This is a genomic window from Stenotrophomonas sp. YJH_SMC_73, from assembly GCF_059370155.1.
Genome location: NZ_JCAFTJ010000009.1, coordinates 36,265 through 51,878, shown reverse-complemented (window position 1 = coordinate 51,878; position 15,614 = coordinate 36,265). Strand labels below are relative to the sequence as shown.

General features: G+C 68.3%; 11 protein-coding genes. 8 read left to right on the top strand and 3 right to left on the bottom strand.

Going from position 1 to position 15,614, the window contains the following annotated elements; translation table 11 throughout:
- The first annotated feature begins 35 nt into the window (after window positions 1-35).
- The 3 genes from AC5P8R_RS15145 to mdtD all read left to right on the top strand — a co-directional run bounded on the left by AC5P8R_RS15145 (window position 36) and on the right by mdtD (window position 2,885).
- Window positions 36-275 (top strand): WGR domain-containing protein, encoded by a 240-nt coding sequence (locus AC5P8R_RS15145; RefSeq protein WP_014648051.1) that lies wholly within the window; start codon window positions 36-38, stop codon window positions 273-275.
- Between the two features lie 25 nt (window positions 276-300).
- Window positions 301-1,383: a uroporphyrinogen decarboxylase gene (hemE, locus tag AC5P8R_RS15140; RefSeq protein WP_032957071.1), complete on the top strand. Its 1,083-nt coding sequence runs from the start codon at window positions 301-303 to the stop codon at window positions 1,381-1,383.
- Window positions 1,384-1,475: 92 nt separating this feature from the next.
- A complete protein-coding gene (gene mdtD / locus AC5P8R_RS15135) occupies window positions 1,476-2,885 on the top strand; it encodes a multidrug transporter subunit MdtD (RefSeq protein WP_014648053.1) in 1,410 nt (469 codons plus the stop codon).
- 503 nt (window positions 2,886-3,388) lie between these two features.
- On the opposite strand, the gene AC5P8R_RS15130 is transcribed toward mdtD, so the two are convergent.
- Entirely contained in the window at window positions 3,389-6,916 is a 3,528-nt protein-coding gene (locus tag AC5P8R_RS15130) for a hybrid sensor histidine kinase/response regulator (protein WP_495223592.1), read from the bottom strand.
- 96 nt (window positions 6,917-7,012) lie between these two features.
- A complete protein-coding gene (locus AC5P8R_RS15125; protein WP_329858253.1) occupies window positions 7,013-10,555 on the bottom strand; it encodes a sensor histidine kinase in 3,543 nt (1,180 codons plus the stop codon).
- Between the two features lie 164 nt (window positions 10,556-10,719).
- On the opposite strand from AC5P8R_RS15125, the gene AC5P8R_RS15120 reads away from it, so the two are divergent.
- The 3 genes from AC5P8R_RS15120 to AC5P8R_RS15110 are packed head-to-tail and all read left to right on the top strand — an operon-like array spanning window position 10,720 to window position 12,509.
- Window positions 10,720-11,364 (top strand): YceI family protein, encoded by a 645-nt coding sequence (locus tag AC5P8R_RS15120; RefSeq protein WP_014648056.1) that lies wholly within the window; start codon window positions 10,720-10,722, stop codon window positions 11,362-11,364.
- A complete protein-coding gene (locus AC5P8R_RS15115; RefSeq protein ID WP_014648057.1) occupies window positions 11,361-11,933 on the top strand; it encodes a cytochrome b in 573 nt (190 codons plus the stop codon). The genes AC5P8R_RS15120 and AC5P8R_RS15115 overlap by 4 nt, the downstream gene beginning before the upstream one ends.
- Window positions 11,934-11,936: 3 nt before the next feature.
- Window positions 11,937-12,509, top strand: coding sequence for a YceI family protein (locus tag AC5P8R_RS15110; RefSeq protein ID WP_014648058.1), 573 nt, complete (start codon window positions 11,937-11,939; stop codon window positions 12,507-12,509).
- A 119-nt stretch (window positions 12,510-12,628) separates the two neighbouring features.
- Here AC5P8R_RS15110 and AC5P8R_RS15105 read toward each other — a convergent pair whose 3' ends face one another.
- Window positions 12,629-12,859 (bottom strand): glutaredoxin family protein, encoded by a 231-nt coding sequence (locus tag AC5P8R_RS15105; protein WP_014648059.1) that lies wholly within the window; start codon window positions 12,857-12,859, stop codon window positions 12,629-12,631.
- A 99-nt stretch (window positions 12,860-12,958) separates the two neighbouring features.
- Here AC5P8R_RS15105 and AC5P8R_RS15100 point away from each other — a divergent pair, with 99 nt between their 5' ends.
- A complete protein-coding gene (locus AC5P8R_RS15100; RefSeq protein WP_006464040.1) occupies window positions 12,959-14,341 on the top strand; it encodes an L-serine ammonia-lyase in 1,383 nt (460 codons plus the stop codon).
- A gap of 203 nt (window positions 14,342-14,544) precedes the next feature.
- A complete protein-coding gene (locus AC5P8R_RS15095) occupies window positions 14,545-15,540 on the top strand; it encodes an alpha/beta fold hydrolase (protein ID WP_014648060.1) in 996 nt (331 codons plus the stop codon).
- The last annotated feature ends 74 nt before the right edge of the window (window positions 15,541-15,614 follow it).

Below are 15,614 nucleotides of genomic sequence, written 5' to 3'. Positions count from 1 at the left end.
GGTCCGTGCCGCCCCGGGGCGATACAATCGGCGCCATGCACGTCTACCTGCAACATCCCGATGCCGGCGCGCAGGCACCGCGCTTCCTGCGCCTGAGCCTGCTGCCGGACCTGTTCGGCGGCTGGGAGCTGCTGCGCGAGAGCGGCCGTGTCGGCAGCCGCTCGCAGCTGCGGCGCGAGCTGTTCCTGCAGGCCGACGACGCCCGCCACGCCTTCGAGAAGGCCCGTGATGCCGAACTGCATCGCGGCTTCCAGATCCTTTCGCACGGCGACTGACGCCGCTGCTCCTCCCGTCCAAGGAATGCCCATCGTGACCAGCCCTCTCCGCAACGATCGCCTGCTGCGCGCCCTGCGCCGCGAACCGGTGGACTGCACCCCCGTCTGGCTGATGCGCCAGGCCGGCCGCTACCTGCCGGAATACCGCGCGACCCGGGCCAAGGCCGGCAGCTTCCTGGCCATGGCCAAGACCCCGGAGATTGCCTGCGAAGTCACCCTGCAGCCGCTGCGCCGCTTCCCGCTGGATGCGGCCATCCTGTTCTCGGACATCCTCACCATTCCCGATGCGATGGGCCTGGAGCTGTACTTCGTCGAAGGCGAAGGCCCGAAGTTCCGGCACCCGGTGCGTGACGAAGCCGCCATCGCCCGGCTGGCGGTGCCGGACATGGAACAGGACCTGGGCTACGTGATGGATGCGGTACGGCTGATCCGCCGCGAGCTGGACGGCCAGGTGCCGCTGATCGGCTTCTCCGGCAGCCCGTGGACACTGGCCTGCTACATGGTGGAAGGCGGTGGCAGCAAGGATTTCGCGCGCATCAAGGCGATGGCGCTGAACCATCCGCAGGCGCTGCACCGCCTGCTGGAGGTCACCACCGAGGCGGTGATCGCCTACCTCGGCGCGCAGCGCGCGGCCGGTGCGCAGGCGCTGCAGGTGTTCGACACCTGGGGTGGCGTGCTGTCGCCGGCGATGTACCGCGAGTTCTCGCTGCGCTACCTGCAGCGCATTGCCGAGGGGCTGGAGCGCGGCGAAGGCAGCGAGCGCACGCCGCTGATCCTGTTCGGCAAGGGCACCGGCCTGCACCTGGAAGCGCTGTCGCAGACCGGCGCCGATGCACTGGGCCTGGACTGGACGCTGGACCTGGACGAGGCGATGCGCCGCACCGGTGGCCGCGTTGCCCTGCAGGGCAACCTCGACCCGACCACGCTGTACGCCTCGCCGGATGCGATCGCCGCGGCCGCCGCGCGCGTGCTCGACACCTATGCCGCCGGCAACGGCGGCTCGCGCGAGGGCCATGTGTTCAACCTCGGCCATGGCATGTCGCCGGACATGGACCCGGCGCATGTACAGGTGCTGGTCGACGCAGTGCACGCGCACAGCCAACGCTGAGCATTCCGCATGCAGGTACGGCGCGACCTTGATCGCGCCGTGACCCGCAGTGCGCGATCATGGCGGCCCCCACGCTGCACCGGCCGCACCCCATGTCCACATCGCCATCGACCTACAACCGCCAGCGTCCCCTGCTGTGGCTGGTGTCCCTGGCGATCTTCATGCAGATGCTGGACTCGACCATCGTCAACACGGCGTTGCCGGCGATGGCGGCCAGCCTGGGCGAGAGCCCGCTGCAGATGCAGTCGGTGGTGTTCAGCTATGCGCTGGCGGTGGCCACCTTCATTCCCGCCTCGGGCTGGATCGCCGACCGCTATGGCACCCGGCGCACCTTCCTGGTGGCGATCATCCTGTTCACCCTCGGCTCGCTGGCCTGCGCGCTGGCCCAGCACCTGCACCAGCTGGTCGGTGCGCGCGTGCTGCAGGGCATCGGCGGTGCGATGCTGCTGCCGGTCGGCCGGCTGGCGGTGATGCGCTCGGTGCCCCGCGAGGATTTCCTGCGCGCGATGAGCTTCATCGCCATCCCCGCGCTGGTCGGCCCGCTGATCGGCCCCACGCTGGGCGGCTGGCTGGTCGAGATCGCCTCATGGCACTGGGTGTTCCTGATCAACCTGCCGATCGGCGTGATCGGTTTCATCGCCGCGATGAAGATCATGCCCGACCATTACGCCAGCCACCGCACCCGCTTCGACCTGCGCGGCTACGTCATGCTGGCCTTCGCGATGGTGGTGCTGTCGCTGGCACTGGACGGCATCTCCGGCCTGGGTACGCCACACGCACTGGTGATGCTGATGACCGTGGCTGGCCTGGCCGCGCTGGTGGGCTACTGGCTGCACGCCGCCAACTCGACCGCACCGTTGTTCTCGCTGGCCCTGTTCCGCGTGCCCAGCTACCGCATCGGCATTCTCGGCAACCTGTTCTCGCGCATCGGCAGCAGCGCGATGCCGATGCTGATCCCGCTGCTGCTGCAGGTCGGCCTCGGCCTGGGCCCGATGCATGCCGGCCTGATGATGGTGCCGGTAGCGGCCGCCGGCATGGTCTCCAAGCAGCTGGCGGTGAGGCTGGTCGAGCGCTTCGGTTACCGCCGCGTGCTGATGGTCAACACCGTGCTGGTCGGCCTGGCAATGGCCAGCTTCATCCTGATGACACCCGGCCAGCACCTGGCCTGGCGCCTGCTGCAGCTGGCGTTCTTCGGCGCGGTCAATTCGCTGCAGTTCACCGTTATGAACACCGTGACCCTGCGCGATCTGGACCGTGAGTTCGCCAGTTCCGGCAACAGCCTGCTGTCGATGGTGATGATGCTGGCCGCCGGCTTTGGTGCTGCTGCGGCCGGCAGCCTGCTGGCCGCGTTCGGCAACCACCTGGACAGCAACAGCGCCACCGCCGCGCTGCATGCCACGTTCCTGTGCGTGGGCGCGATCACGCTGACCTCGACGATGATCTTCTGGCAGCTGCCCGACACCAAGCCCGAACCGCGGCAGGTCGAGCACGTCGCGGAGTGAAGGGGGTTCGGCAGGGCCTGCGGCCCTGCACCTGCAGAGGCCGAAGCCGAAGCAACAGCAACAGCGAGCATTCCGCGGGTTGGCGGGGCGGTGCGGGCTTGCAGGACACGCCGTAAATCCCGCTCCGCGGTCCGGCCCAGCCGCCGGCGGCTGCGCGTTCGGGCGCTTGCGAAGCAGTGCTTCGCAAGCAAAGCGCCCTCACCCATGGGGACTCGATGGCGCCATCCATGGCGCCAACGGTCCTGCAAGCCCACACCGCCCCACCTCTGACAGGTTCACGCGGCTGTGGATAACGGCGACTGTTGGAACGCGCGGTTGTTGGTAGGTGTCGACCTTGGTCGACACATCTGTCAGATATCGAATTCCAGATTGGGGTCAGAGCCCGTTGCGCAGCAACGGGATCCGACCCCGAGCTCCGACAGATCGCGGAAAACTGTCGAAGGCGGGCTTTTGACGTTGACATTGATTCTGCAGGTGCAGGACTGCAAGCCCTGCAATAAACCCTACCTGCCCATCGCCTTGGCGATCGCTTCCACCAGCAGTTCACCGGTCACCGGCTTGCGCAGGAAGCCGCCGATGCCGGCCGCTTCCACCTGCTGCTGAAGGTCCGGATCAGTCCGCGCGGTCACCGCCAGCAGCGGCAGCATGTAGCCCTGGTTACGCAGGTGCTGGGCCAGTTCGAAGCCGCTCAGGCCGGGCAGGTCCAGATCCAGCAGGCCGACGTCGAAATCGCCGGCACTGATCTCGCGCAGCGCCGCCAGCGCATGGCCGGCATGCACCACCTCGTGGCCGCGTGCGCTCAACAACCCCCGCACCACATCGGCCACGGTGGCATCGTCCTCGACCAGCAGCACCCGCAGCGGTGGCATGTTCGCCGCATCGTCGCGATGCCCCTCGGCGGACACCTCGGCGTCACCGTCCACCACCAGTGGCAACGGCAGGGTGACGCCGAAGCAGGTGCCCCGGCCCAGCTGGCTCTCCACCTGGATCCGCCCCTGCATCGCTTGTGCCAGCTCGCGGCAGATCGCCAGGCCCAGGCCGCTGCCACCGTACTGCGCTGCCGTACGTGCACCATCGGCCTGCTCGAAGCGTCGGAACAGGCGCTGCTGCTGTTCCTGGCTGATGCCCGGGCCGGTATCACGTACCTCGAAATGCAGCGCGCGCAGCTCGCCATCGCAACGTGCATGCAGGGTGATGGTGCCGCGGCTGGTGAATTTCACTGCGTTCGACAGCAGGTTCAGCAGGATCTGCCGCACGCGCATGGCATCACCGGTCGCCTGCAGGCCCGGCGGCAGCTGGTTGTCCAGGACGAAGCGCAGGCCCTTCTGTGCAGCCAGCGGGCCCATCAGCGCCGCCAGATCCTGCAGCAGGCCATTCAACGCAAACGACTGCGACTGCAGCTCCAGGCGCCCGGACTCGATCCGCGCCAGGTCCAGCGCATCGTTGACCAGATGCAGCAGGTGCTCGCCCGCATGCCGGATCGACTGCGTGTAGCCGCGCTGCTGCGGGTCCAGTGGCGAAGCCAGCAGCAGCTCGCTCATGCCCAGCACGCCGGTCATCGGCGTACGGATCTCATGGCCAAGGTTGGCCAGGAAGCGGGTCTTGGCCGCCGAGGCCTGCTCGGCCAGTTCCTGCTTGTGCAGCGCCAGCTGGTAGGCGTGGCGCCGCTGCAGGCGGCGTCGGTACAACCAGGCGAACCAGCTGGTCAGCAGCAACCCGACCGACGCCAGTACCAGCAGGCCGGACAGGCTGCGCCACCACGGCGGCTGCACGCGGAACTCCAGGCTCTGCACCCGCGACCACACATGGTCGGCCGAGCGTGCCTGCACCTCCAGCCGGTAGCTGCCCGGCGCCAGGCGCGAGAACAGGCGCTCACCCGCCGGACCGACTTCAACCCAATCCGGGTCGTAGCCGGCCAGGCGATAACGGTAGGTATTGGACGCCGAGTCGGCGAAGGACAGCAATCGCGCGACGATGCGCAGGTCGCGATCGCCATCGGCGATCTGCAACGGCGCATCGTGGGTCATGTCCAGCACCTGTTCGTTGCGGCGCACTTCCACCCGCTCGATCACCAGTGGCGCGCGACGTACCGAAGGCCGTACCTGCTCCGGGTCGAACACCACCGCGCCCGCTGCCGTTCCGGCCACCAGGTGGCCATCGGCCGCTGCGATCAGGGTGTGCTCGCGGAATTCCTGGCTTGGCAGGCCGTCGTGCACGCCGTACAGGCGCACGCTCTGCCCATCGGCACTGACACGTACCAGGCCGCGTGCGCTGGTCGCCCAGGCCACGCCCTGCGCATCCACCACCAGGCCAGAGGCGGAGATCGCCGGATAGCCCTGTTCGGCACCGACCACCGCCTGCCGTTCCAGCCGCCCCTGGCTCCAGCGGTATCGCGACAGGCGCCCGTCCTCGGACAACCAGACCTGGCCGTCACGGCCCACATGCAACGCATGGATGGCCGTTGCCGGCGCACCCGGCACCGGCTGGAAGCGTTCGCTTTCCGGCAGCCACTGCAGCAGGCCACGGCTGCTGGCCAGCCAGATATGGTCCTGCGGACCGCATTCCACATCGAGGTTGAGCTGGCCCTGCTGCAGGCCGCGCTGGCCATTGTCCAGCTGGCGCCGCAGGCGTCCGTCGAGATCACGTTGCTGCAGGCCCGCGGGAAGCATCAACCAGAGGCTGTCGCCGTCGCAGGTCATCATCGCTTCGATGACCCCTTCCATCGCCGCATCGGTACCGGCATCACGGCCCCAACGACGCAGTTCGCGCCGTTGCGGGTCGTAGCGCACCAGTGCATCGGTCGATCCGATCCAGACCTGGCCACGCCGGTCCTCGCGCACCGAGGTCAGCCAGTGCATGCCGTTGACCCAGGTGCGGTGCTGCTCGATCCTGCCGGTCTTCGGATCGAAGCGGTCCAGCGCGCCATGGCTGCCCACGGTCCAGACACCGCCATTGCTGGACGGGCTGGTGCCCAGCACGAGCGCATTGCGCAGCGAGCTGGGGTCGTCCTCCAGCCGCGACAGCACCGAGAACTGCCACCAGCGTGGCAGCAGGTGCCACAACCCGGCATTGGTGCTGGCCAGCCAGATGCCACCTTCGCGGTCCTCATAGGCACCGGTCCAGTTCGGCCGCACCGGACCGCGTGCGATCGCGCTGTACAGCGGCACGGTCTGGTACTGGCCGTCGACCGCACGTCCCAGCCCGGTGCGCGTATCCAGCCAATGCCCGCCCTGCTCGTCGCGCAGCATCATGCCCAGCACCTGCTCGCCTGGCGGCAGCTTCCACGGTGGTGCCTCGAAGCGGCCATCCGGGCGGCGCACGGTGGCCCCGGCCATCGTGCTGATCCACAGGCTGCCATCGGGCTCGGCGGTCAACCCGTTGATCAGCAGGCTGGGAATGATGTCCGTACCGACACGCTCGAAGTCGGTCCCGGTCCAGCGTGCCACGCCATGCTTGGTGCCGATCCACAGGCTGCCATCGGCCAGCGTGGCCAGGTAGGGCACCGACGACGAAGGCAGGCTGCGCGGATTGTTCGGCTCGGGCAGGAAGCGCTGCAGGCGGTCCTGGCTGTCCAGGCGGTACAGGCCGCCTTCGTGGGTACCGAACCAGATCGAGCCATCAGGCGTGCTGGCCAGGCTCCAGACCGTGTTGGTGCCCATCAACGGCTGGCTGCTGCGGTCGTAGAAGTGCAGCTGCCGGCGGTCGGCCGACATGCGCACCAGGCCAGCGTTCTCGGTGCCTATCCACAACTGGTTGCGGGCATCGACCAGCACCGTCCAGATGCGGTTGTCACGCAGTCCATCCTCGGAACGCCACACGCGGTAAGTGCGGCCGTCATAGCGGGCCAGGCCATCGTTGGTGGCGATCCACAGGTAGCCGTACCGGTCCTCGGCCATGCGGTTGACGGTATTGGACGGCAGGCCATCGAACACCGTCACCTGCCGCGGGCTCGGAGGCACCGGCTGTGCCGCAGCGGGCAACGCGCCGCACAGGAGGACCAGCAGCAGCATCGCCGCCCGCAGATACACCACCGATTGCCTCCTCACGCTGGTCCTGATGATTCCCGCGCTGCGGGCGTCGGCATGGTAAACCGAAAGTCGCGCCGTTCACGCCCGGCGCCGGCACAGTCACGCAGTCGCCTGCCGTTTCGCACGCGCCTGGGCGATGGCCGCCACCAGCAGGTCGCCGGTCACCGGCTTGCGCAGGAAGCCATCGAAGCCGGCGGCCAGCACCTGGGTTTCGGCGTAGGCATCGGAACGGGCGGTCACTGCCACCAGCGGCAGTTCATAGCCCATGGTGCGCAGCTGGCGGGCGATGGCCGTACCGTCCAGCGCGGGCAGATCGAGATCGAGCAGGCCGACGTCGAAACCATCGGTGGCGATCTCCGACAGCGCACCCAGGCCATGCAGCACGTGGACCACCTCATGCCCGCGCACCCGCAGCAGGCCGGCGATGACCTCGGCCACCGTGGCGTCGTCCTCGACCAGCAGGATGCGCAGCGGCGGCAGTTCCGGCAGGGCCGCCACCTCGCCCGCGGTGCTGGCGGCCTGGCGCGTCCAGGGCAGGGGCAGGCGCACGCGGAACCGCGCACCCTTGCCAGGCTGGCTGTCCACTTCGATACGCCCCCCCATCGCCACCGCCAGTTCCTGGCAGATTGCCAGTCCCAGGCCACTGCCGCCGTAGCGCGACGCGGTGCGCGGACCGTCGGCCTGTTCAAAACGATGGAACAGGCGCTGCTGCTGCTCGGCATTGATGCCCGGGCCACTGTCATGCACTTCGAAACACAGGCCGCCCTTCTCTTCCAGGCGCACGGCCAGGCCGACGTGGCCGCGCTCGGTGAACTTGATGGCGTTGCCGAGCAGGTTCAGCAGGATCTGGCGCACGCGCATCTCGTCGCCGCTGACACTGACCGGCCCTGCCGGGTTTTCACCGCGCCGGAATTCCAGCTGGCGCTGCTGCGCCATCGGCTGCATCAGGCCCTGCACCTGGTCGAGCAGTTCCTCCAGGTCGAACGGACGCAGATCCAGCTCAAGCCGCCCGGCTTCGATGCGGGCCAGGTCCAGCGCATCGTTGACCAGCCGCAGCAGATGGCTGCCGGCCTGCTGGATCGACCCCGCGTAGCCACGCTGCACCGGATCCAGCGGAGTCGCCAGCAGCAGTTCGCTCATGCCCAGCACGCCGGTCATCGGCGTGCGTACTTCGTGGCCCAGCGTGGCCAGGAAACGGCTCTTGGCCTGCGAGGCCTGCTCGGCCAGCTGCTGCTTGTGCACCGTCAGCTGCCATTGCTGGCGACGGCGCAGCCGCGCGCGGACCGACCAGACCAGGACCACCAGCAGCAGCGACCCCAGCAGGATGTAGCCGAAGATCGCCATGCCGCTGCGCCACCACGGCGGCAGCACCTTCACCTGCAACTGCTGCGAAGGCGTCCACGCGCCCCGGGCGGTCGCTGCCTGCACCTCGATGACGTAGCTGCCGGTCGGCAGCCGCGACAGGGTGCGCTGGCCATCGCCCCCCTGCTCCACCCAGTCCTGGTCATAGCCCTGCACGCGGAAGCGGTAACGGTTGCCCTGCGGGCTGGCATAGGACAGCAGCCGCGCATCGATCTGCAGATCGCGGTCATCCGGTCCCAGCAACAGGGTGCCGGTGAGCGGCAACGGTTGCCAGCCGCGCGCGTCGTCGCGGCGTACGCGCACTTCGGCGATCACCAGCGATGAAGAAGGCAGCACCGTGTCGTCGGCATTCACATCGAAGGCAACCAACCCGGTCTGGGTGACGGCCAGCACGCGACCATCTGCATTCACTGCCGGTGGCCGGCCGGTGAACTCCGCATCGGACAGTCCATCGCGCTCGTTGAACTGCTGCAGGCGCCGCGTTTTCGGGTCCCAACGCAGCAGGCCGCGCGGCGTCGTCGCCCACAGCTGGCCGTTGCCGGCCAGCGCCAGCCCGCCCATGGTGACCGGCGGCACGCCTGCACTGCCGTCGATGCGCTGGATCAGGCGCAGGCTCAGGCCATCCCACTGGTAGCGCTCGAACGCGCCTTGGCGCGCCAGCCACAACTGTTGCGGATCGATCCACACCAGGTCGTAGATGGGCCCGCGCGAAACGCCCGGTACTGCCTCGAAGCGTCCAGCCTGCTCGCGCCAGATGCCCATGTCACCCATCACCCAGGGCCGGCCATGGGCGTCGAAGCGGATCTGCTCGATCGGCGCATCGGCGGTCCCGCGGAAATGCTCCAGCGGATAGCGGTGCAGCAGCCGGCCCTCTGCATCGCGCTGCTGCAGGTCCAGGCCCATCACCGACACCCACACCGTGCCATCAGGCGCCTGCCGCATCAGGTCGATGCGCTGGCGCAGGTCGGCACTGCCATCGATCCGCAGATCGCGCAGCGCGCCGGTAGCCGGATCGTAGACGGTGATGCGGCCGCCGCGTCCCAGCCACAGGCGCCCATCCGGGCGCGGCAGCACCGACCACACCACGCCGCTGCCGAGCTGCCGGTCGCTGGCCAGCAGGCGCAGGGTGCCCTGCGCATCGAGCTGGTACACCCCTCGCGCCGAGCCGACGTAGTAGTTCTTCCCATCGCTGGCCGCGCTCAACAGGTACTGGCTGTCCAGCGGCTTGCCGTCGAGTTGGTTCCAGATCGAGAAGCGCCGCCAGTCCGGTGGCAGATAGGCCAGGCCCTGGGTCAGCAGCGCCACCCACAATCCGCCCTCGTGGTCCTGCAGCAGATCGAGCACACCGCTGTGCGCGGTCAGGAAGCCGCTGCCGCGGTCGCCCTCCAGCCGGCGCAGCGCCGCCGCATCCCCCCGCAAGAGGCCATCGGAGGTGCCAGCCCAGTAGCCCCCCTGGCGATCGGCCAGGACCAGGGCCGAGCGCAGCTGGGCGCTGTCGGCCCATCGCGGACGACTGACCCGGTCCTGCCCATCGATGCGGTACAGGCCATCGTTCTGGCTGCCGACCCAGATCGAACCCTCCGCATCCCGGCTCAACCGGAGCACGCTCAGCGTGCCCAGTTCCCGCGCGGCCACCGGCTCGAATCCGCTGCCGTTCCAACGCGCCACGCCCGCTTCGGTGCCCAGCCACAGGCGGCCCTGCGCATCGACCAGGCTGGTGAAGATGCTGTTGCTGGGCAGGCCCCCCGGCTGCGCCGGGTCATGGGTGTAGAGGCGCACGCTGCCGTCCTCGCCAAGCCGGCAGACGCCATGGTTGTTGGTCCCGATCCACAAGGCGTCGTCGACATAGGCCAGCGCCCAGAACTGCCCCTGGCAGGTGGAATTGACCGTGTCGAAGGTCCGGAAGCGCTCGCGGTCGGCATCCAGGCGGGCCACGCCCTTGCCGTTGATGCCCACCCAGACCCGGTCCAGCGGATCGATCAGCAGGGTCTCGATCTCGTTGCCGGGCAGCGAGCCCGGCTGTTCCGGATCGTGCTCCCAGACCCGCAGGCTGTTGCCGTCATAACGGGCGAGTCCACCATCGGTGGCGGCCCAGATGTGGCCCTGGCGATCCTCGGCCAGCGCCACCACCATGCGTGACGGCAAGCCTTCGGCGGCACCGAAGCGGCGCAGGCGCGGTGTTTCTGCCATGTCCAGGGTCGCAGCCGCCGTGGCCATCGCCATCAGCAGCAGTCCCATACCTGCGATGCCACGGCACCACCGGCGCCAGCCGCTCGTCATCCTGAACCCCCTGTCCTGGGCCGATTGTCACACAGGGCCGGGTTCATGGCTGCAACAGGCTGTTTCCAGCGGCGGCACCACCACGAACTGTTGCAGCCATGCACGCAACGTTGGCAGGGGGCTGTGCGTATGATCACAGCGTCACCTTCCGGAGCCCGCCATCGATGCGTCCCTGCCTGGCCCTGCTGCCGATGCTGCTCGCCACCGCCCCTGCCTGGGCGGCCGCCGACACCTATCGCCTCGATCCGGTGCACACGCGGGTGCTGTTCTCCATCGATCACGCGGGCTACTCGCAGGCCATGGGCACCGTGTCCGGCAGCGAGGGCCGCGTGCTGTTCGATCCCGACAACTGGCGCGACGCCACCCTGGAAGTGGACATTCCGGTGTCGCGTCTGGACCTTGGCGACGCCAAGTGGAACCAGGCCACGCTGGCCCGCAGCCTGCTCGATGGCGAGCGATTCCCCAGCGCACGCTTCGTCTCCAGCCGGGTCGAACCGATCGACGCCAAGCGTGCGCATGTGATCGGCACGCTGACCCTTCGCGGGGTCAGCCAGGAAGTCACCCTGGACGTGACCCTCAACGCGCTCAAGCGCTACCCGCTCCCTCCATTCCGACGCACCGCCGGGTTTTCCGCCAGCACGACGCTGAGCCGGCGCGCGTTCGGCATCACCGCCTGGCCGGGGGTCATCGGTGATGCGGTACAGGTGCGGATCGAGGCCGAAGCCACCCTCGACCGCAGCGACGCCCCGGGAACTCCCGCTCCCGTTCCACACTCCGACCACACGACGGCCCCCAAGGACCCTTCATGACCGCCAAGAACACCCCCGCCGCGTGGGGAAGTGTCAGCCAGCTCCTGCACTGGTTGATCGCACTGCTGATCCTCGCCCTGGGCGTGGTCGGCCTGATCATGGGCGAACTGCCCAAGACGCCCAAGTACTTCTGGGTCTACACCGCGCACAAGTCGATCGGCATCACCGTGCTGGCGCTGGTGCTGTTCCGTCTCGGCTGGCGCCTGTATGCCGGTGCGCCGAAGCCGGTGCCGGGCGTGCCCAGCTGGCAGGAACGCATCGCCAGTGCCACCCACGTGCTGCTGTACGTGCTGATGTTTGCCATTCCGCTGTCGGGCTGGCTGTACGATTCGGCCAGTGGCCTGCGCCCGTTCCGTTGGTTCGGCCTGGTCGACGTGCCCAAGCTGAGCGGCCCCGACCCGCAGGTCGTCGCGGTGTCCCATGCCCTCCACGAATACGGCTTCTGGCTGTTGATCGCGGTGGTGCTGGCCCATGCCGGCGCTGCCTTCTACCACCACCTGTTCCAGCGCGATGCAACGCTGTCCCGCATGTTGCCGCGCGGCTGGCTCGCCTCCCCTCAGAAGGACTGACCGATGAACCTGAAACTGACCACTCCGGCCGCCGTGGCCGCCGCCCTGGCCGGCATGCTGGCCACCGCCCCGGCGCTCGCTGCGGAGTATGCGCAGGCCCCCGGTGCCGGCTCGATCCTGGTGTTCGCCAGCAAGTACGACGGCGAAGTGTTCACCGGCAGCTTCCCGGGCTTCGCCACCAAGCTCAGCTTCGACCCGGCCAACCCGGCCGCCGGTTCGCTGGATGTGGTGATTCCGCTGGCAGGCGCCAGGAGCGGCAACAGCGACCGTGACTCGACCCTGCAGGGCGCCGACTTCTTCAATGTCGGCAAGTTCGCCACCGCGCGTTACACCGCCAAGGGCTTCCGCGCCGTGGGCAACGACCAGTTCGCCGCCGATGGCACCCTGGAACTGCGCGGCGTCAGCAAGCCGGTCACCCTGACCTTCACCTGGAAGCCGGGCACCCAGCCGGTGCTGACCGGCAAGGCCACGGTCAAGCGCCTGGACTTCGGCGTCGGCGGCGGTGACTGGGCCGATACCAAGACCATTCCGGACGACACCGCGATCAGCACGATCGTGAAGTTCGACGCGAAATAAGACCCATCCGGTGATGCCGTGCCCGCGGCCGGCATCACCGGGCATCGCAACGCATCCGGTAGTGCCGGCCGCTGGCCGGCATCACCGGGAACAGAGGGGTTGCCGGCCAGCGGCCGGCACTACTGATCGACGGCCAACCAGGCCTGCACCGTGGCCGCATCGAACGGCCAGTCCAGCTCGCGCTCGCCGCGCTCGTCGCGCAGCACCGGCACCCGCGTGCCATAGCGCGCTTCCAGCGCCGGCTGGTCATCCAGGAACACCGATTCGAACTCCGGCGCCCGCGCCTTGGCCAGCTCGGCCAGGGCCAGGTCGCACAGGTGGCAATCGTCACGCTGGATCAGGGTCAGCACCAGTCAGGCTCCCGTGGCGGAAATGCTGCGCCGCAGCCATCGGATGGCCCGGCAAGCCGCTAGAATAGCCGCTTGTCCGGTACCCGCAGTTTGGCATCCATGGCTGTCAGCACGTTCGACGTTTTCAAGATCGGCATTGGCCCGAGCTCCTCGCACACCGTCGGACCGATGAAGGCCGCCGAGCGATTCATCCATCGCTGGCTGCTCGACCCGGGCCGCCTGCACGAGGTCGCGCGCATCCGCGCCGATGTCTACGGCTCGCTGGCCTTGACCGGCCGCGGCCATGGCACCGACAAGGCGATCCTGCTGGGCCTGGAAGGCCAACGGCCTAACCTGATCGACCCGGACATCATTCCGGCCACCCTGGAGCGCATCCGCAGCAGCAAGCGCATCCAGCTGATGGGCCAGCACGAGATCGCCTTCGACGAGAAGCGCGATCTCGGCATGAACAAGCGCCAGAAGCTGCCCTACCACACCAACGGCATGCGCTTCACCGCGTACAACGCCGACGACGAAGTGATCGCGACCCGCGATTACTACTCGGTCGGTGGTGGCTTCGTGGTCAACCAGGACGACGCGGCCGATGACCGCATCGTGCCCGATGAAACCCCGCTGCCCTACCCGTTCAAGAGCGGCGACGAGCTGCTGGCACAGACCGCGCGCAGCGGCCTGAGCATCGCCCAGCTGATGTTCGAGAACGAAAAGTGCTGGCGCAGCGAAGACGAGATCCGCGCCCAGCTGCGCGAGATCTGGAGCGCGATGCAGTCGTGCGTCACCCGCGGCATCCGCGAGGAGGGCGTGCTGCCGGGTGGCCTGAAGGTCGGCCGTCGTGCACCGGCGCTGTACCGCGAGCTGTCGTCGAAGCCGGAAGCGGCGATGCGCGATCCGCTGACGACGCTGGACTGGGTCAACCTGTACGCACTGGCAGTGAACGAAGAGAACGCTGCCGGTGGCCGCGTGGTGACCGCACCGACCAACGGTGCGGCCGGCGTACTGCCGGCGGTGCTGCATTACTTCGACCGCTTCTGCCCCGGCGCCAACGAACAGCGCGTGTTCGATTTCCTGCTGACCTCGGCGGCGATCGGCATCCTGTACAAGGAAAACGCTTCGATTTCCGGTGCCGAAGTGGGCTGCCAGGGCGAAGTGGGCGTGGCCTGCTCGATGGCGGCCGGTGGCCTGGTCGCGGCGCTGGGGGGCAACCCGAGCCAGATCGAGAACGCCGCGGAAATCGGCATGGAACACAACCTGGGCCTGACCTGCGACCCGATCGGCGGCCTGGTGCAGATTCCCTGCATCGAGCGCAATGCAATGGGCGCGGTGAAGGCGATCAATGCCTCGCGCATGGCGATGCGTGGCGACGGCAAGCACAAGGTGTCGCTGGACAAGGTCATCAAGACCATGCGCGATACCGGCCGCGACATGCAGGACAAGTACAAGGAAACCAGCCGCGGTGGCTTGGCGGTGAACGTCATCGAGTGCTGAGGGCGACCGGCTCCGGCGCGATGGCGACGGGCCACAGGTAGAGTCGACTGTCAGTCGACCATCGCGCGCAGCGCGGGATTTCCGCGGCCTGAGGGAAGAGCAGTCGACCAACAGTCGACTCTACCCGGTCACCCTTGCCCGTACGGGCGACACCGTCACCGCGTTCCGGTTAGGCTCGGGGCTTCCCCACCCCGGATTGCCCCATGCGCGTGATCGCTGCCGCCCTGCTTGCCTGCCTTCCGCTGGCCGCCCTGGCCGCCCCCACCTACGGGCCTCGGCTGGAGGGTTTCGACTACGGCTATCCGGTGAAGACCTTCGCGCTGGAATCGCAGCGGCAGCCGCTGGAGATGGCCTACCTGGACATCGCGCCGAAGAAGGCACCCATCGGCGTGGTGGTGCTGCTGCACGGCAAGAACTTCTGTGCCGCCACCTGGAAGGAATCGATCAAGCCACTGGTCGCCGCCGGCTATCGGGTGATCGCCCCGGACCAGGTGGGCTTCTGCAAATCCAGCAAGCCCGAGCGTTACCAGTATTCGTTCGCGCAGCTGGCCGCCAACACCCATGCCCTGCTGCAACAGCTGCAACTGGGTGACGTCCCGGTGCACCTGGTCGGTCATTCGATGGGCGGCATGCTGGCGGTGCGCTACGCGCTGATGTTCCCGCAGGACCTGCGCAGCCTGTCGCTGGTCAATCCGATCGGGCTGGAGGACTGGAAGGCGCTGGGCGTCCCCTGGCGCAGCGTCGACGCGTGGTACGCCGGCGAAATGAACATCAGCTATGACAGCATCCGCCGCTACCAGCTGGAGGTGTACTACGACGGCAAATGGAAACCGGCCTACGAACCGTGGGCGCGGATGCAGTCGGGCATGTACGAAGGCCCGGGCAAGCAGGCCGTTGCATGGAGCCAGGCGCTGGCCTCGGACATGGTGTTCAACCAGCCGGTGGTCTACGAACTGAAGCACGTGCAGGTGCCGACCACGCTGTTCATCGGCCAGAAGGACCGCACCGCGATCGGGCGCGACCTGGCGCCGCCTGCGGTGAAGGCGACGCTGGGCAATTATCCGGTGCTGGGCAAAGCAGCGGCCGCAGCGATTCCCGGCGCGACGCTGGTCGAGTTCGCCGAACTGGGCCATTCGCCGCAGGTGCAGGACCCCAAGCAGTTCAACAGCGCGTTGTTGAAGGCCCTGAAGTCCCGCTGACCGGCAGGCGTGCCCTCTGTAGAGCCGAGCCCACGCTCGGCTCATGCGGCAGGACCGGGGTTCTGTCAGGAGCA